This is a genomic window from Zavarzinella sp. (assembly GCA_041399155.1).
Lineage (GTDB): Bacteria > Planctomycetota > Planctomycetia > Gemmatales > Gemmataceae > JAWKTI01.
In genome coordinates this window covers 215,830-234,691 of the sequence record JAWKTI010000007.1, presented here as the reverse complement: position 1 = coordinate 234,691, position 18,862 = coordinate 215,830, and the positions used below count along the sequence as shown (strand labels likewise).

The 18,862-nt window shown below is 51.8% G+C and carries 17 protein-coding genes; all 17 read left to right on the top strand.

Features of this window, described 5'->3' with window-relative positions; all coding sequences use genetic code 11:
* Nucleotides 1-63: 63 nt before the first annotated feature.
* The 17 genes from glgX (at nucleotide 64) to R3B84_24285 (ending at nucleotide 18,721) form a co-directional block, all read left to right on the top strand.
* A complete protein-coding gene (glgX, locus tag R3B84_24365; protein MEZ6143711.1) occupies nucleotides 64-2,193 on the top strand; it encodes a glycogen debranching protein GlgX in 2,130 nt (709 codons plus the stop codon).
* 232 nt (nucleotides 2,194-2,425) lie between these two features.
* Nucleotides 2,426-4,609 (top strand): SNF2-related protein, encoded by a 2,184-nt coding sequence (locus R3B84_24360; protein ID MEZ6143710.1) that lies wholly within the window; start codon nucleotides 2,426-2,428, stop codon nucleotides 4,607-4,609.
* Nucleotides 4,610-4,817: 208 nt separating this feature from the next.
* Nucleotides 4,818-5,162 (top strand): nucleotide pyrophosphohydrolase, encoded by a 345-nt coding sequence (locus R3B84_24355; GenBank protein ID MEZ6143709.1) that lies wholly within the window; start codon nucleotides 4,818-4,820, stop codon nucleotides 5,160-5,162.
* 128 nt (nucleotides 5,163-5,290) lie between these two features.
* Entirely contained in the window at nucleotides 5,291-7,231 is a 1,941-nt protein-coding gene (locus R3B84_24350) for a hypothetical protein (protein MEZ6143708.1), read from the top strand.
* Between the two features lie 254 nt (nucleotides 7,232-7,485).
* Complete coding sequence (rimI, locus tag R3B84_24345; GenBank protein ID MEZ6143707.1) at nucleotides 7,486-8,067, top strand: ribosomal protein S18-alanine N-acetyltransferase; 582 nt, start codon at nucleotides 7,486-7,488, stop codon at nucleotides 8,065-8,067.
* Between the two features lie 249 nt (nucleotides 8,068-8,316).
* Complete coding sequence (gene rfbF / locus R3B84_24340; GenBank protein MEZ6143706.1) at nucleotides 8,317-9,090, top strand: glucose-1-phosphate cytidylyltransferase; 774 nt, start codon at nucleotides 8,317-8,319, stop codon at nucleotides 9,088-9,090.
* The gene (rfbG, locus tag R3B84_24335; protein MEZ6143705.1) at nucleotides 9,081-10,184 is read left to right on the top strand and encodes a CDP-glucose 4,6-dehydratase; all 1,104 of its coding nucleotides are present in this window, start codon (nucleotides 9,081-9,083) and stop codon (nucleotides 10,182-10,184) included. Before rfbF ends, rfbG begins: the two co-directional genes overlap by 10 nt.
* A complete protein-coding gene (rfbC, locus tag R3B84_24330; protein ID MEZ6143704.1) occupies nucleotides 10,181-10,741 on the top strand; it encodes a dTDP-4-dehydrorhamnose 3,5-epimerase in 561 nt (186 codons plus the stop codon). Before rfbG ends, rfbC begins: the two co-directional genes overlap by 4 nt.
* Entirely contained in the window at nucleotides 10,738-11,964 is a 1,227-nt protein-coding gene (locus tag R3B84_24325) for a class I SAM-dependent methyltransferase (protein ID MEZ6143703.1), read from the top strand. Before rfbC ends, R3B84_24325 begins: the two co-directional genes overlap by 4 nt.
* Nucleotides 11,965-12,109: 145 nt before the next feature.
* Entirely contained in the window at nucleotides 12,110-12,550 is a 441-nt protein-coding gene (rplM, locus tag R3B84_24320) for a 50S ribosomal protein L13 (GenBank protein ID MEZ6143702.1), read from the top strand.
* Nucleotides 12,551-12,568: 18 nt separating this feature from the next.
* Nucleotides 12,569-13,054, top strand: coding sequence for a 30S ribosomal protein S9 (gene rpsI, locus R3B84_24315; protein MEZ6143701.1), 486 nt, complete (start codon nucleotides 12,569-12,571; stop codon nucleotides 13,052-13,054).
* A 457-nt stretch (nucleotides 13,055-13,511) separates the two neighbouring features.
* A complete protein-coding gene (csrA, locus tag R3B84_24310; protein MEZ6143700.1) occupies nucleotides 13,512-13,745 on the top strand; it encodes a carbon storage regulator CsrA in 234 nt (77 codons plus the stop codon).
* Between the two features lie 112 nt (nucleotides 13,746-13,857).
* The gene (locus R3B84_24305; GenBank protein MEZ6143699.1) at nucleotides 13,858-14,235 is read left to right on the top strand and encodes a CoA-binding protein; all 378 of its coding nucleotides are present in this window, start codon (nucleotides 13,858-13,860) and stop codon (nucleotides 14,233-14,235) included.
* 81 nt (nucleotides 14,236-14,316) lie between these two features.
* Nucleotides 14,317-15,219 (top strand): hypothetical protein, encoded by a 903-nt coding sequence (locus R3B84_24300; protein MEZ6143698.1) that lies wholly within the window; start codon nucleotides 14,317-14,319, stop codon nucleotides 15,217-15,219.
* A gap of 227 nt (nucleotides 15,220-15,446) precedes the next feature.
* The gene (locus R3B84_24295) at nucleotides 15,447-17,726 is read left to right on the top strand and encodes a DUF3488 and transglutaminase-like domain-containing protein (protein MEZ6143697.1); all 2,280 of its coding nucleotides are present in this window, start codon (nucleotides 15,447-15,449) and stop codon (nucleotides 17,724-17,726) included.
* Nucleotides 17,727-17,734: 8 nt separating this feature from the next.
* Complete coding sequence (locus R3B84_24290; GenBank protein MEZ6143696.1) at nucleotides 17,735-17,971, top strand: hypothetical protein; 237 nt, start codon at nucleotides 17,735-17,737, stop codon at nucleotides 17,969-17,971.
* Complete coding sequence (locus R3B84_24285; GenBank protein ID MEZ6143695.1) at nucleotides 17,972-18,721, top strand: methyltransferase domain-containing protein; 750 nt, start codon at nucleotides 17,972-17,974, stop codon at nucleotides 18,719-18,721.
* The last annotated feature ends 141 nt before the right edge of the window (nucleotides 18,722-18,862 follow it).

The window sequence follows — 18,862 nt, the reverse complement described above, 5'->3', positions numbered from 1 at the left end:
TGAGAGCGGACAGGTTGTTGCAATCTGTTTCAAGCAATGCAGTTTTGAACAGAGGGGATATCGTTGAACCGCATCTGGCCTGGTAGTCCATACCCATTGGGGGCGACGTGGGATGGAATTGGTGTCAACTTCGCACTTTTTTCGGAACACGCAACCAAAGTGGAGTTGTGTCTGTTTGAAGGTGCTACTGCCCGCAAAGAATCGCATCGCTTCACCCTTCCAGAACAGACCGATCAGGTGTGGCACGGTTATTTTCCCGATATCCGCCCAGGCCAGCTTTATGGCTACCGGATTCACGGTCCGCACGATCCCCAGCAGGGAATGCGGTTTAACCACCATAAAATTGTGCTGGATCCCTATGCCAAGGCGATCGGCCGATCGGTGCGGTGGTGCGACGAAATGTTCAGCTACACCATCGGTGATCCACAGGAAGATTTATCTTTCGATACCCGCGATAACGCAGCCTACGCCCCACTGGGTGCGGTAATTGATGAAGCCTTCACGTGGGGCAGCGACCGGAAGCCCAAAATCCCGTGGCACAAAACGATCATTTACGAAACCCACGTGAAAGGGTTCAGTAAACTCCATCCGGAAATTCCGGAAAATATCCGCGGCACCTATCTGGCGATGTGTTCTGAGCCTGCCATTCGCCACCTGAAGGAACTGGGCATTACCACGGTCGAAGTGCTGCCGGTACACCAGCACATCGACGATCGCCATCTGGTGGAAAAAGGGCTCAGTAACTACTGGGGCTACAATACTTTATCGTTCTTTGCACCGGAAATTGAATATTCCACCCACTCCTGGAATCCGCTGGAGTCGGTCAACGAATTCAAAATGATGGTGCGTGGGCTGCACGCCGCCAATATTGAAGTAATTCTGGACGTAGTGTACAACCACACCGCCGAAGGGAACCACCTGGGCCCCACCCTGTCGTTCCGTGGGATCGATAATTCAGCCTATTACCGCCTGGTGGGCGACAATAAACGCTACTACATGGACTACACCGGCTGTGGCAACACCCTGAACATGCAGCACCCCCGCGTGCTGCAACTGATCATGGACAGCCTGCGGTACTGGGTGCTGGAAATGCACGTTGATGGTTTCCGATTCGATCTGGCCAGTACCCTGGCACGGGAGCTGCACGAAGTAGATCGGCTGGGGGCCTTTTTCGACATTATCCACCAGGATCCGGTACTGTCGCAGGTCAAGCTCATTGCGGAACCGTGGGATTTGGGCGAAGGTGGCTACCAGGTGGGCAATTTTCCCGTCGGCTGGACGGAATGGAATGGCAAATACCGCGACTGTATCCGCAAATTCTGGAAAGGCGATGGTGGCACCACTGCCGAGTTTGCCACCCGAGTCTGTGGCAGCAGCGACCTGTACGAGCAAAGTGGTCGCAGCCCGTATGCCAGTATCAACTTTATCACCTGCCACGACGGCTTTACCCTGCGGGATCTTGTCAGCTATAACGACAAGCACAACGAAGCGAACGGCGAAAATAACCAGGATGGTGCCAACGATAACGAAAGCTGGAACTGTGGGGCGGAAGGCGAGACCGATGATCCGGAAATTCTGGCCCTGCGTGCCCAGCAACAGCGGAACCTGATGGCCACCCTGCTGCTGTCGCAAGGCGTGCCAATGGTGCTGGCAGGCGATGAATACGGCCACACCCAGCGTGGGAACAACAATACCTACTGTCAGGATAATGAACTGACCTGGCTGAGCTGGGAATGGACTGACGAGCAACTGCGGTTCTACGATTTCGTTCGCGATACCATTGCGTTCTGGAACAGCCAGCCCGTTCTACAACGCCGTAAGTTCTTTCAAGGCCGCAAGATACGTGGTGCGAGTATCAAAGACGTCACCTGGTACGAGCCGTCCGGTGATGAGATGTCCGATGATGCGTGGAATGCTGGGTTTGTGCGCTGTCTGGGGGTTCTCTACGCCGGCGACACGATCCCCGAGGTGGATGAAAAAGGCGAAACAATCCATGGCGATACATTACTAATGCTTTTTAATGCCCATCATGAAGCACTGCCATTCAAACTGCCGATGCGGGCCAGAAAAATTGCCTGGCAGCTGATGCTGGATACTTCGGAACAATTTGAAAAGGAACAATCCTTTGCCAGTGGCACGGTGTTTGATCTGGCAGGGCGTTCTCTGGCTGTCTTTCGCATGGTAGAAGAGTGATTGCGTAAAGTCCGCCTCCTCCCCACCTGGGGCAATTCTTTACATATCAACTATCCGCCAAAGTCCGCTTTTTTCCACCATTTTGCCATTTTTGCCCAAATAGTCGTTCGTTGGCACAGTCCAAAAGGATATATATTAAGCGACGGTGCAACGAGGTGGCATGCAGCATCAATTGATGAATACCAGATTCTGCAAATGCTCTATGTAAAAAACTAACGAAAGAGCATCAGCAATGATACGTGAAGAACAGATTGATCTCCGGCGGTTGCGGGCGCAGGCCGGCAAGTTTCAGATTGAAAATCTGACCAACAAGCGGTTGTTTTCCGACTACCGCATCACCAACCCGGAAAGTGGTGGGACTTATACCGTTCAGATTCGTGGTTTCGACGTGGGAGATAATCACTGCACCTGCCCCGATTATCGTTCCAATACCCTGGGCACCTGCAAGCATATCGAAGCTGTATTGAATGCGGTGGCAGCAGACGCACCCGAACAGGTAAAAAGCCGGAAGGCAGCGGTCACCCGTCCGGAATTGATTCTCGATTATACAGGAGAACGTTTACGGCTGAAGATGCGCTTGCCGGGTCGCACGTCCGATCAGTTAACGCACCTGTTGCAGAAGTATTTCAATGAAGAAGGCTATTGGAACGGTGTGCACCGCTGGGATGAGTTCGTCGATGCAATGGAGAAGGTGCCGGAACAGATTACCGTGGCCAGCGATGCGATGGATTTTCTGGATCGCGAAATTGAACTGGCGAATTTACGGCAACAGGAAAGCGTGTGGCTGCAGGAACTGGCGGAGATAGGCGATCAGGCCACCGTGAGACAGGTGTTGAATGTGCCTTTGTATGACTATCAGGCCCACGGTGCGATTTTTCTTGCCTGTCGTGGGCGGTCAATTCTAGGCGACGATATGGGCCTGGGAAAAACCGTTCAGACACTGGCAGCAATCGAACTCCTGGCACGTTACCGAGGTATTTCTAAAGTGCTGGTGGTGTCGCCAGCAAGTGTCAAGTATCAGTGGCCTGGGCAGATTCAGCAGTTCACCAATCGTTCCCACATTGTGGTGGATGGCTTGAAAGAAGTGCGTCAGAATCTCTACCACGCACCTAGTTTTTACAAGCTGGTGAATTACGAACAAATCCTGCGGGATTTCGAAGAGATATCCCAGTGGGAGCCCGATGTGATTGTGCTGGATGAGGCACAGCGGATCAAAAACTGGGAGGCGAAAACCACCCAGATCGTGAAAAAATTGAAAAGCCGGTTTGCAATGGTGCTCAGTGGCACGCCATTGGAAAATCGGCTGGAAGAATTGTACAGCATTGTGCAATTTGTGGATGAACGCCGCTTCGGCCCGGCCTTTCAGTTTCTGGAAGATCATCGCCAGTACGATGAATCAGGTAATTTCCTTGGCTATCGGAAGCTGGATCAGATTCGCGAAAAACTAGCGCCGATCTTTCTGCGTCGTACCCGCCAGGAAGTACTGGGGGAGTTGCCAGAGCGGATCGATACCACTCGCACTGTCTTGTTGGATGAGAACCAGCAGGTGCATTACGATCAGCAAAAATCCCGCCTGGCACAATTGCTGGCACGAATTTCCCCCACACAGATTGATCGGAAGCGGATTCTGACCTGCCTGAAACATATGCGGATGATCTGCGACAGTGCCCACGTGATGGATTCGACAATTACTTCGTCTCCAAAACTTGAAGAACTGCGGGCACTGCTGCCTGATCTGCTGGAATCGGACACTACCCACCATAAGGTGGTGCTGTTCAGCGAGTTTGAAACGATGCTGCAACTGGTCGCGGGACTATTGCAGGAATTAAAGATTTCTTATGCGATGCTGCACGGCAGCATGAATGGCAGTAAGCGGAAGGAAGCACTGGAACGGTTTCAGCACCCCGATTGCCGGATTTTTCTCAGTACTGATGCTGGCGGTGTGGGTCTGAACTTACAGCAGGCAGATACGGTGATTAATCTGGAACTACCCTGGAATCCCGCAGTGCTGGCCCAGCGGATTGCACGCGTGCACCGCCTGGGGCAACGCCAGCAGGTGCGGGTGATCCACTTTATTACCCAGAACACGATTGAAGAATCGGTCAAAAAAGCAATTGATCAGAAGCAGGAATTGTTTGATGAACTGTTCCAGGGTGAGCTGGACGAGATTGTGATGGGCAGTTCCAGTAATGCGAGACTTTTTGAACAGATCAGCCAGTTAGCAGAGATTCCAACGGAAGCTACGGTGGGCACAACACCAACCACCGTATCGGAATTATCGCCCGGGCTGCTGTTACATGCGGTGGGCATTCTGGAAACGCTGGCGGCAGAATGGCAACTGCTCCCACTGGATGGAGAATTGCGGCAACGTGCGGAAACTGCGGTGCAGAAACTGTTCGATCAGTTGCAGCAGTAATTGCAATATCCAGCCCAGAATCTCCATTGCCCAACATTGCTGATTTATCCAGCTTGCCGCCCATACCCACTTCTGTGGATTCTTTTGGTGCAGGAATCTGTAATTCGAATTGACAAATCAATTCAGAACGTTATTCAACGCCACAGTCCAGCACGGTGGGGAACATTCGTGCGGGCGATTACCAGAATTTTTGGAACGGAAATCCATCATGGATGATGAATCAACAACCATCGGTGCGTTGAAAATCATCGCTGATCGATTTGCCTCGGAACGAAACTGGCAGCCATACCACAGCCCGAAAAATCTGTGCATGGCGCTGGCAAGTGAAGTGGGTGAATTACTGGAGCCGTTTCGCTGGGCGACTGAGCAGGAATCTTATGAGATCTGCCAGCACCCCAGGTTACGTGAGGCCGTCGCAGATGAAGTGGCCGATGTGGTCTATCTGCTGATGTTATTCAGTCTGCATTCCGGGATTGATATCACCACGGCCTTGCGTGAGAAGATGGTAAAAAACGCCGTGAAATATCCTGCTCCGCCACCAGAACAAGAATAGTGGTGTGGACAGTTAGAAAACGTAGCTGTGTGTTCATTCTGGTACCATCAATTCCGAACAGGATGCGATGATTGCCGGGGGGTATGCCAGAATGAACACGCAGCATACCGATGTCAGGGGGAATAGTTGTGCGCAAAAAATATCTACTGATCGTGGTATTGGGTATGGTTGCTGTTGGCGGCCTGACCTTTTCTCAATTGGCGGCACAACCGGCCAACGGCGACATTGATATTCCAAAGTTGCCAGCCGAACTTCCCACGTTGGGCGATCTGGAGATCGAAGTACCCACGTTGATGCCTCCTGCGGACAACCCACCTGCACTGAAAACTCCCGAATTGAAAACACCTGCACTGAAGCCGGAATTACCACCGGTACCTGTGCGTACTTCGGAAAAACCAATTGGTGTCAGCCCGTTGCCACCTGGGGTTACCGGCACCGATACTCCCACGAAACCAACATTACCAGCTTTACCTCCTGTGAAACAGGAAGAGCCTAAGCTGCAATTACCCAAAGTGGAACCAGTGCGGGAAGTACCCAAGATGGTGCCACCCACGCTACCCGATCCGAAACCTGTGGCACAACCCGAAGTGAACCTGAAACCGGTTCTGCCAACGCCAAAACCAGTGGAACAACCACAGAAGCCAACAGAACCCACCTTCAGTAAGGCGGCGTTCGCCAATAATGGCTTTGCCGCAGATAACCGCGTCACGCCCACCATAGCTATTGAAACGCTGGGGCCGGATGCTGTCCCACAGGGGAAGGATCTGAGCTACCTGATTGTGGTGAAAAATATCGGCCCTATTCCGGTTTCCGATGTGCGGGTGGAAGAGCAGATTTCCCAGGGTAATCGCTATCTCGGTGGGGATCCTGTCGCAGATGTGAACCTCAACCAGTTACGCTGGTCGCTGGGCAAACTGAATGTGGGTGAAGAGAAAAAGATTAAAGTGAATGTCAAACCGCTGGGAGATCGCGATTATGAAACCTCCCCACGGGTAACATTCACCGCCGAAGCCCGCAATAAAGTGACGATTACCCGGCCAAAACTGACCGCAACGATGAACGGGCCAGAATCAGTGTTCTTTGGCGATGAAGGCTCATTCCACATCGTCATCAAGAATGAAGGTTCGGCACCCGCCAACAAAGTAAAGATACACGTGGCAATGACTCCTGGTTTGCGGCACGCTTCGCAGAAAGATGGTTCGCCAGTGGAAGCAGAGCTGGATAGTCTGCCCCCAGGTGAAAGCCGGGCCGTGGTTCTGAAAACCACCGCACTGGAACCAGGGATTCAGACCTGCGAACTGACAGTACTGGGCGACCTGGTGGCACCGGTCAAGCTGAAGTCAACGACAATGGTTCAGCAGCCCAAGCTTGATCTGAAGATGATCACCCCAGGCAAAGCCCTGGTGCGTGGCGAAGCAACATTCACTCTGGAATTAAGTAACAGCGGCAATGCCACCACCGATAAGGTTCAGGCGGCGGCAGCTTTTCCTGAAGGATTAGAGTTTGTTTCTGCCAGTGATGGTGGAAACTACGAACCTGGTACCCGCACCGTAACCTGGAACCTTGGTGCTCAACCAGCGGGTTCTGCCAAGAAAGTGACTGTGACCGCACGGGCTGGCATTGCGGGCAATCTGGCAGTACGCAGCATCGCTCAGGCTGGGACCCGCCTGCAATCGAAGGCTGAGTGCCTGATTCAGGTCGATGGTGTGCCTGCAGTGAACTTTGAAATTATTAACGTCGATAACCCAGCCGAAGTGGGCAAGGAAATTACCTACGAAGTGCGGGTGATCAATCAGGGAACATCCCCACTGACGAACCTGCGACTAGTGGCAGGTTATTCCGAAGGCCTGCAGGTGGGAGATATACAGGCACCAGTGAAGTATACTTCCAGTGGTGCCATTATTACCTTTGAACCGATTCCCCGCCTTGGCGTCAAAGCAGATGCGGTAGTACGGATCAAAGTCAAAGGTACCAAACCGGGCGATATGCGATGCAAAGTGCAGCTATCGTGCGATCAGATTCGCCAGCCTGTCACCAAAGAAGACAGCACCATTTTCTATCAGAGATGAAAATTAAGCTCCTGAAACAACTCAGGTGCACCAGCCATGGGATCGCTGGCAAAGCGATCCAGTAGAACAGATAATCTGGGTAATACAGGGAAACACTATCCCACGTTAGAGGCAGGTTTCTGCCGCACGTGAGGTGGCTTTAGGAAGAGTCGTCTTGAGACTTGCACGGGGGGTTGGTATTGTATCTGTCTGTTACCAGGAATGGGAACAGCGGTGCACGCTGACTGCAGGTGTCACTTCCGAGACAGTTTGAAGTGGACGGTTGCCTGGCAACCACGGATCAGGGAGGAATCCGAATAATGAGTACAGTACGTGAACAGCAGGAGCGTCTTCGCGTGCATATCCGCTGGATGATTCGGCGAGACATGCTCGAGGTATTGCAAACGGAGCAAGCCAGTTTTGCAAGTCCCTGGACTGAGGAAGATTTCTTGCACAGTTTGCGCCAGCGAAACTGCATCGGAATGGTAGCGGAATACAACGATCGCGTTGTCGGCTTTATGATTTATGAATTACATAAGAGCCGCTTACACATTCTGAACTTTGCGGTGCATCCTGATTTCCGGCGCCATGGTATCGGAACGCAGATGGTGATGAAGCTGGCAGGAAAACTGTCCACTCATCGCCGTACGCGGATTACCTTGCTGGTGCGTGAATCGAACCTGGCCGGGCAGCAGTTCTTCCGTGCGGAAGGATTTATGGCTTGCCGTGTCATCCGTGGGCACTTCGAAGATACTTGTGAAGATGCGTACCAGATGGAATATTCTCTGGAACGCGAGGCACAGGTCGGTGGACTGTACCATCCCCACAACCGCATCGCGCAGTACGAAGAAAGTTAGATCGCCGCACAGGTGCTACAAAACCGAAGTGCACCCAATAGACTGAAGCCCACCAGAATCGTCATTCCCGCGAAGGCTAGAATGCGTGCCTTCACGTTTGGTTTTTACATGGCATGAATGTTCCTTTACCCATGTGCAATTCCTTTGATTACCACTCTGTACCGATTACAGACCTCAACAGCTTGCAATTTGTCCCAGAGGATTGTTCCGTTGCTATCCTAACCCCACAGTAAGTGGGGGTGGGGCATCATGAAAGTGGTCATCCTGGCGGGTGGGTTTGGCACCCGATTATCCGAAGAGACTGATTTGCGGCCAAAACCGATGGTTTCCATCGGAGGGCGGCCCATTCTCTGGCACATAATGAAGATGTACTCATCTCATGGCCTGCACGACTTTGTCATCTGCTGTGGGTACAAAGGATATGTCATTAAGGAATATTTCGCCAACTATTTCCTGCATATGTCCGATGTTACCTTCGATATGACCAACAATTCCATGGAAGTGCACGAACGCCATGCCGAACCGTGGCGTGTCACGCTGGTAGATACGGGCGAAAACACCCTGACGGGTGGGCGAATCAAACGCGTAGCCCCCTACCTGCAGGGCGAATCGGCCTTCTGCCTTACCTACGGCGATGGCGTCAGCGATGTTAACATCCGTGCCGCAATCGATTTTCACCAGCAACATGGCAAGTGGGCCACCGTAACTGCGGTGCAGCCACCCGGCCGGTATGGTGCCTTAACCCTTACCAACAAACAAGTTACGGGATTTACCGAAAAGCCACGTGGGGATGGTGGCCTGATTAATGGTGGCTTCTTTGTTCTCTCCCCACAGTGCCTCGATCTGATCGAAAACGACCAGAGCAGTTGGGAAGGGAAACCACTGGCCCAACTGGCAACGATGAATCAACTGATGGCTTTCGAACATTTGGGTTTCTGGCAGGCGATGGACACCCTGCGCGATAAAAATCATCTGGAATCGCTCTGGAATGCGGGTCAGGCACCCTGGAAAACATGGAAGTAACCCCACTGATGGCATCATTCTGGCATGGGAAAAGGGTTCTGGTCACCGGTCATACCGGCTTCAAGGGTGCGTGGCTCAGCCTTTGGCTGCACCACCTGGGTGCGGAAGTGCACGGTTATGCTCTCCCGCCCCATACCACGCCTAACCTCTTTGATTGCTGCAACTTACAGCAAGTTCTTCATCACCACGTGGGTGACATTCTGCACCCCAAGCATTTCCAGCAGGTAGCACACGATTGCCAGCCCGAAATTGTTCTTCATCTGGCTGCACAGGCGTTGGTGCGGGAAAGTTATCGCGACCCACTGACGACGTTCAATACCAACGTGATGGGCACGGCCAACGTTCTGAACGGTTTGCGGGAAAAAACTTCCCTGAAAGTAGTATTGGCCATTACCACCGATAAAGTCTACCGCGAAGACCAATCGACATTCCCATACCGTGAAAACGACCCACTGGGTGGACATGATCCCTATAGTGCCAGCAAAGCGGCTGCGGAACTGGTGATCGACAGTTATCGCGAGGTTTTTTTCGCCAAACAAGGCGTTGCACTGGCCACCGCACGTGCAGGCAACGTAATTGGTGGGGGAGACTGGTCGACCGATCGCCTGCTTCCCGATGCCATCCGTGCCTGGCAGTCACAGCAAACATTGCAGATCCGTCGTCCCGAAGCAATTCGACCGTGGCAGCATGTGCTGGAACCTCTTGCAGGTTATCTGATGCTGGCCGAGCAACTTTACCACCAGCCCAGCCGTGCAGGTGCGTACAATTTTGGCCCACTGCCCCATGAGGCGGCAACTGTCAAGCACGTGATTCAACGAGGGGCATCCTTGTTCCAGCAATTCAGCACAACTCCATTCAATATCGAAAGTTGCGTCGAATGGCCCACTACCGAAAGTGGGCCTCGGGAAGCACCCTGGCTGGCACTGGAAACGGCCAAAGCCCGCACCCAGTTGGGCTACATCCCCCGGTGGGATCTTTCGAATGGACTGGCACGCACCGTTGAATGGTATTGTCGACATTACGCGGGGGAAAACGCACGCACACTTTGCCTGGAACAGATTGCCACATTCACCAGCGCGGAAGCCAATTCATGAATCGATTTTCGATTGAATTCGAGCTGGCACCTGGCGTGCAAGTGCTTACTAGAAAAGTACTTGCAGACGACCGTGGTTCTTTTCAACGTTTGTTCGATCTGGACGACCTGACAACGTTGGGTTGGGATCGGCCGGTGGCCCAGGTGAATCAGACAATTACCAGGGAACGTGGCACCGTCCGTGGACTGCACTTTCAGCACCCACCCTTTGATGAATGGAAGCTGGTTACCTGTCTGCAAGGCGAAATTCTGGATCTGATTGTTGACATTCGTAGATCTTCGGTGAATTTTCTGAGTGTTTATCAGGTAAAACTAGACGGGAACAGCCCAAGATCGCTGTTGATTCCACCCGGGTTTGCCCATGGATTTCAAACGCTGTCCGCAAATGTGGTGCTGAATTATTGCCATTCCCAACCATACGTACCCAACGCGGAAGGTGGCCTGAATGTGCAGGATCCTCGCCTGGCAATCTCCTGGCCGTTGCCCATTACCCAGCTTTCAGATCGGGATCGCCAGTTTCCCATGCTCACCAGCGATTTTAACGGAGTAGATCGATGAAGTGCCGTCACTGTGGGCAACCACTGCAGCATTCATTTCTGGATTTAGGAACCGCCCCACCTTCCAATGCGTATTTGCGTGCCGATCAACTTCATGTGGGAGAAGTCTGGCTGCCGTTACGGTTGCTGGTGTGCCACCATTGCTGGCTGGTGCAAACGGAAGATATGGCCACGCCGGAAACGTTTTTTACGCCGGATTACGCCTATTTCAGTTCTACTTCGACAAGCTGGCTGGCCCACGCGCGTCAATATGCCCACGAAATGGTGGAACGATTTCAATTGAACCACCAGAGCCAGTTTGTGGAAGCGGCCTCGAACGATGGCTATCTGCTGCAGTTCTTTCAGGAGCGTGACATTCCGTGCTACGGCATTGAACCGACGCACGCTACTGCGCAAGTGGCTATCAGCAAAGGACTTGAGACAATTGAAGAGTTTCTGACCGCCGATTTTGCCCGCAAATTGGTCGCCCAGCGTGGGGAAGTCGATCTGTTTGCTGGCAATAATGTCTTTGCCCACGTGCCAGATATCAATGATTTCGCCGAAAGCATTCGGATTCTGCTGAAGCCCACTGGGGTGGCGACATTAGAATTTCCTCATCTTTACAATATGGTGCGGTACTGTCAGTTTGATACCGCTTACCACGAACATTTTTCTTATTTGTCGCTGCTGGCTGTGCGATCGATCGTTGAAAAGCAAGGTTTGCAACTGTTTGATGTGCAGGAACTTAGTACACACGGTGGGAGCCTGCGTGTATACCTTCAACGCACTGATTCAACTCCCCACATGGTGAGTAATCGGGTGGGAGAACTTCTGCACCGCGAAGGGACCGCAGGAATGAATACATTGCAATATTACCAATCATTCCAGACGGCGGCAGAGCAGGTCAAATACGGGTTATTGCAGTTTCTACTTGATTGCAAGCGTCAGGGCAAAACCGTTGCTGCCTACGGTGCGGCAGCAAAAGGAAACACGTTGCTCAATTTTGCGGGTGTGCGGCCGGATTTGCTGGAGTTTGTGTGCGACGCGGCACCTTCGAAACAGCACCGATTCATGCCGGGCAGCCGAATTCCAATTTATCCACCGGAGCAGTTGCAGCACCACAAGCCCGATTATGTGGTGATTTTACCGTGGAATCTGGCAGATGAAATCAGTCAGCAGTGGCAAATCATCCGCACGTGGGGTGGTCAATGGGTCACTGCAGTGCCAGAAATGAAGATTTTTTAATGCCACATGGGCAGGTAATCAATCGACACGCTTTGCGAAATGGGTTTTCGAATCGTTTTTCATTTTCAGTACTTGCCAACGGTTGGCGGACACGTATCATAATTTTCTTCGATAGATACGTAGTCTTCTAAGCAATTGAACGGTCATGCGTAATAAAAGCTTTATGGGTAGCCGACAGACGGTCACCCCCGATTGGTGGCACATTGACGCCACAGACCTGGTGGTAGGCCGACTGGCGGTCCAGATTGCCAACATTCTGCGTGGTAAGCACAAGCCCACGTTTACACCCCATGCGGACACCGGAGACTTCATCGTTGTTACCAACGTAGAAAAGATCAAGTTCACCGGCCGCAAGTGGGAGCAGAAGTCTTACCAGACATTTACCGGTTATACCAACGGTCTGCGGATTATCCCAGCCATCGAAATGCGGGATCGGAAACCAGAAGAAATTCTGTTTCAAGCCGTTAAACGGATGGTCCCACGTGGTAAACTGGGTCGTGCACAGCTATCGAAACTGAAAATTTTTGCTGGTGACAGCCATCCCCACCAAAGTCAGCAGCCCAAAGAACTGAAACTTTCTCTGTAAACCACCATAATTTGACCTATGAAATCAACTAAAACATTTTTCTGGGGCACAGGTCGTCGGAAATCGTCCGTGGCCCGCGTTCGTGTTTGTGAAGGTACCGGGAAAGTACTGGTCAACGACCGCAAGGTCGAAGATTACTTCGCAGAATTAAAGGATCGCAACGCCGTCCTTGGACCGATTGCGTTGCTGTCGCAACAGAACAGTCTGGATGTATTTGTCAACGTTCAGGGTGGTGGCACCACTGGTCAGGCCGGAGCAATCTGCCAGGGCCTGGCACGTGCTCTCAAAGATATGTTCGAAGGGAAAGATCTGCCGAATCTTCCAGTTCCAGAGCCAAAAGCAGTGGAACAAACTGAAGAAGGTGCAGAAGTTGTTCCTTCCGAAGGCACTGTTTCCCGCACATTACGGGATTCAGGCTTCCTGACTCGCGACAGCCGCATGAAAGAACGGAAAAAGTATGGCCGCAAAGGCGCTCGCCGCAGCTTCCAGTTCTCGAAACGCTAATGTCCAACGGGCCATTGGCCTCACTTTGCAAGCAAATTTTTCTTTTTATTAGTAATTTTTCATTTTCTGCCTTGCCCACAGAATTCAGATATTACGCACCCGTTGACTTAAATTCTTGCGCAATGGGAACTTACGTAATTGACAAGCTCTAATTTCTGTTTTAACATAAAATTGTCAGACCGCAAAAATATCCGCTTGCATTGAACGAATATCCTTGTAGTGCGTCTAATATGTAGACAGTTTTTGGGCGGATACTTGCCACACAGGCTACTATGGAATAACAGCCTGCAAAAACCGGACAGTTTGCCCAGACTGTTGCAACGGACTTTGAACTCCGCTGCGAATTGGGTTGTAATAGTGTGGGAGTTGACAGCAATATACTGCGCAAGTGTGCACATTTGCTTGGATTGGTTACTTCAAGAGGAACGCAACTTGAGACTCTCAAGGGACGGTTATTATGTTAGTGCTCAGTCGAAAGAAAAACGAAAGTGTCGTCATTAACAACAATGTTGTGGTGACCATTGTGGAAGTCCGTGGCGATAAGGTGCGTCTGGGGATTGTTGCCCCACGAGATGTTTCGGTGCACCGGCAGGAAATTTACAATGCGATCTACGATGTCAAACTGACTGATGACGCAAAGGCTACCAAGCCGATCACTGCCACCGCACAGGAAGATGGGGAAAGCAACTAACCACGTTGCTGCTTCCAATTCCGACCACTTTTTGCTGAATCGCCTTTGGTGATATCAGTCAGTACACTATTCCCCTGCGAATCTTCATTCTTTTCTCATATTGGAGAGACCTATGCCTTCCATCGCTGTCATTGGTGCGAGCAATGATCGGACAAAATTTGGCAACAAATGCGTAAGAGCTTACCTGCAAGTGGGTTACGATGTTTATCCGGTGCACCCACGTGAAACCACGGTGGAAGGGCAGGCGTGCTTTTCTTCGATAGAAAATGTGCCCACCGAGCGACTGGATCGTGTCAGTGTTTACCTCCCACCCAGCGTGGGGGTGAAAGTAATGGAGCAGATTGCCACCAAAACCGTGGGGGAAGTCTGGCTGAACCCAGGGGCGGATGGCCCCGAAGTGGTCGCACGTGGTCTGGAACTGGGCCTGAATGTTGTTGCCGCCTGCAGCATTGTCGATGTGGGGATCAGCCCAAGCGAACTCCCCGAGTGAATCTGACTTAGAGTTTTATCGTGCGTGCGCAAGTTAAAATCAGGTAAGATGAGCTGAAAATCGTTCTCGAAGGCCCCACCGATGACACGCGAATTTGATTCCCCCTGGAAAGAGACGCTGGAAAACTATCTACCTGATATTTTCCAGATTCTCTTCCCACAGTGGCACCCCACGTTTGACTGGGCGAGAGGTTTTCGCTCGCTCGATACCGAATTACGCACGTTGCTGCCCGATTCCGAAGCGGGCATGGTGCGTGCTGATGCCCTTTTTGAGGTCTACGATTTAGAGCACTCCGGCCAAACGGTGACCATTTTTGTCCATTTTGAGGTTCAGGCACAACAGGATGAGCGATTTCCCGCACGCATGGCGGAATATTACTGGCGTATTCGCCAAAAATACGGCCTGAACGTCTCTAGTTTTGCCATTCTGGCCGATGAGAGCCCAAATTGGCGTGTAGATCGTGATGTTTTGAGCTGTAAAGGGACGCACAATGAGTTCGTGTTTAATTCGGTCAAACTGCTCGATTACGCCGAAAGACTGGACGAATTGACGACGCACAGCAGTCCCGTCGGGCTGGTCGTGGCAGCCAGCATCCGCATTTTGATCTCCCACGGTGATGTCAGATTACGCTTTGACGATAAAGCCCGCCTCATGCGGCAACTGATTGAGCGGAATTTAACTTCCGATGAAGTCTGGGGTATCATGCGCCTGCTCGACTGGCTGCTAGAATTACCAGAAGAGCTTGCAGAAGACTTTACCAAAGTTCGAAATGAGATGATGAGGGAGAATCAAATGCCATATGTAACGTCATTTGAAAGACTTGCGAAACAAGAAGGGATCAAAATCGGCGAAGAGCGGGGCCTGAAAAAAGGCGAAGAGCGGGGCACAAATTTTGGGCAAAGAATTGGCCAGATTCAAGCTTTTTTAGGAAGTTCTTGGTTTGCCATTCACTTCTACAGAAGAGTTGCAGAAGAAATCACTTGAAGAGCTGGATCTGATGATCAGCGAATTGAAGGCAAAATTGATCCGCTGAACAGACCTGCCTGCTGCAATAAAAAACTTCGATTTACAAAATGAACTTGGTTTACCTTCTGCCACTTTTCAGCATTCCGGCTTTCGACTGCACCACCAGACAACTTCAGGAATCTGACAAATCACGCGAATTGCACTAAAATGGTCTTGTCGCACTGCACCACGAAGGAAGAGTCTGCATGCCGTTACTTCGAACCTTTCGCACAGGTATGTATCTTACCCTGATGCTGGCAGTGTTTGCAATCATGGTATCAGGGTCGGACCTGCTGATTGATATACCAGTGGCCTGCATCATTTCGATGATACTGCTCGGAATTGCTTATTTCATGGAAGGTCGTTTCGAACTCAGCCTGAAAAATGCCAATATTGTGGGCTTTGTTTTGTTTGGACTGCTCGGATTGTGGGCATTATGGCAACTGACCTTACGCCCACCCACCGGTCTTGGCGAAATTCTCCCCTGGCCCGCCAGCTATCTGCCATTTGTCGCACCTGTACTGGTGCTGTTGCTGCCAATGAAAATGTTTCGTCCCAAGCACATGGGCGACTACTGGGCGATGTTTGGGCTGAGCATGCTGACGGTGGCATTAGCCTGTGCGATGGCCCAGGATGGCATTTTCCTGCTGGTGGTACTGATCTACCTGTTCGTACTGGTCGGTTCGTTACGCTCTTTCCACCTGTTACGTGAAGCAGGTGTCGAATCAGCAGCCGAAATTCGCAGCAGTGGGCAGAAAATCAGCATGGTAGGTTCCGTGGCCAAATCGTTTGGGCTGGCGCTGCTGGTGGCGGTCCCCTTGTTCTGGCTGACCCCACGAGCACCCAATAGCTGGCAACTGGGAATGAATACCCGTGGCCAGATGACAACAGGCATCACAGATGGGCCAGTGAATCTGAACAGCACTGGCTCTGTATCGTTGAACCGCGACCCGGTCTTCGAAGTGACGGTGCAGGACAGGCAGGGCAATCCCATTTCGGACCTGCCACCGGACATGCGCTGGCGAGTTTCAGAGCTAAGCAAATATGATGATGGTACCTGGCAACCCGCCCGGATACCCACAATCAACATCATTGATCGGGTGCACAACCCCACACCTGATCTGGATAAACCTCAACCTGCAACATTAGCTGATCTCGGCCCGAATTCCCGCGTGTTGACATTTAATATGCTGACCGAAGATGAAACCCCATACCCACTGGCAAGTCCGGTGTACTGGGTTCCCGGCCAGCCAAGCCCAGTGGGTGGGGTTCGGCTGAATCGCTTTTCCAACTGGATTCAGGCACAGGACGGTTCTTTTCGTGGCCCCGTACGCACATTCAGTCAATCGACCAAAAACTATAAGCAATCGTGGGTTTACCAGCCGTCCGCATTGAGCACCCCCTTCCGATTCGATATCAACTCACGGTTCAACATGTTCCTGACGATTCCGAATTCGCTTAAAGAGTTGAAGCCATTCACCATCAATCTTCTGGAAAAACTTGCTCAGGAGGGAAAACTGTCGGCTGGCACTGTCAGTCGCATCCGCGAACGACCGAACCCTGAAGACTGGCTGGAAATATCATCTGCGCTTAGCACATACCTGTCCACAGCGGGAGATTATCGTTACACCCTCGATCTGACTCGTACAGACAGGAAGATTGATCCGATCATGGACTTTCTGCTCAATTCCAAGTCTGGCCATTGCCAGCGGTTCGCATCATCCCTTGCCCTGATGGTGCGATCAATTGGTATTCCCAGCAGAGTCGTCATGGGTTACCTGGGATGTGAAGAAAAAGCTCCCGGTCGATACGAAGTTCGTGGCGAACATGCCCACGCCTGGGTGGAAATCCTGGTGCCTTATCGTGGGGATGCAAAATTTCTGCCGTTACACCCACAGTATGCCAATTTGCGTGATCGCGAAGGCCGCCCGGTGCAATACCCTCCCTTCGCATGGGCAACGCTTGAACCCACACCAGGTGGGGATGCAGGCAACCCTCAAACGCAATCAGGTGGATTTCTGGCACAGACACGGCGTGCAGGTGAAGAATTGCTGCAGATGCTGGTGCTGACCTATGATCGGGAATCCCGCACCAAGGCGTGGGGCGAGTTCCGTACCTGGGTGGTGGACAAATCGGGCTGGGTGGTGCTTGCAGCGATTGCCGCCATCATTTATGGACTTTATTTTGTTCAGTTTCGCCGCCGACAAAAACTCAAACACCGTTATCCCAAACTGCCAAACTATGTGCTGGAAATGGCAAAAATCCTGCGATCCGCCAATGTCGAAATCGAACCCGGGGAAACCTGGCATGAGTTCGCGGTGCGGGCACAACTCCTGTTGCAACCGAATTTTACGGCCGAAGTTGCATCACTTCCCCTGCGGGTGGTAGAATACTACTACCGGAACCGCTTTGGCGACCTGCCCGGTGATCCTGCACTGGAAGCCACCCTGATCAACGAATTGGCTGCTTTCCGTCGACTTCTTTGAGGTATCTTGTGGCTCAACCTGGTAATCGAATCCCTGCGAAAGTTCATCGTCGCGTGTCGTTAGTGGTCACCTCCGACCCAGTGCTGGTAGAAGAGATTCTGACCCGCAAAAAACTGCAACTGGATGTTGCAGGGCGATTAACAGACCGTGTGCTGCTGGTGCGGCCTGGTCGCGTGCAGGCCGTCGTGGAAGAATTGCGGGCAATGGGACATACACCACAAGTGATTTCTGCAAACGGTTCTTGAATGCGTTTACGTTATGATGCACCCGGCAATAAGCCGGAACCCACCCCCACTGAACCACAGATTGTGGAAACGCCAGCAGCAGCGATCAGTGAACATACCACCGAGATCGTCATCATCGATCGATTTCGCTTTCACATCACCCGCCCCGCCGATTCATATGAACTGCTGGACGACCCGCTGGTGCGTGCGGCCCACGAAGTGGACGATTACATGCCTTACTGGGCCGATTTGTGGCCTGCCAGCCGCATGCTGGCGAAATCTGTTGCCAAAGAAGACTGGTCTCGTTTCCCCCATAAAGAGAACAAACTACATGCCCTGGAGCTGGGGTGCGGCCTGGGAATCCCAGGTCTGACCGCCTTGGCGTGCGGTCTGCATGTCACTTTCACCGACTACGATCTGGCACCACTGAAGTTTGTTGAGCAGAACGCCAGAAAAAATAAACTGTTCGATTTTCAGACAAAACCACTCGATTGGCGTTTCCCATGGCCCGATCAGCAGTTTTCGGTGATTCTGGGGGCAGATCTGACTTACGAAATGCGGAATATTGAACCACTGGTGGGGCTGCTGAAAGTAATGCTCGCCCCAGGTGGGATCGCATTATTCACCGATCAGGATCGCACGCCCGCAGGCTTTTTTCGGGAAACTCTGGTGAGAAATGGCTTCCGCTATGAACAATCGGTGGTGAAAGCAGGTGAACCAGGTGGTATCCGACTGCAAGGCTCTCTGTACCGTATTCAGCACCACGGATGACTAATAAAGGTTTAAGCGATTAGGAGTCGTGCGATTTAATTGACCGAAAAATCTTCTATCGTGCTTTGTCACAGTTTAATTGCCGGTATCATTTTTTAGTTCTGCAACTCTTGCACTTGCTTGAATTGTCTTCGACACTGA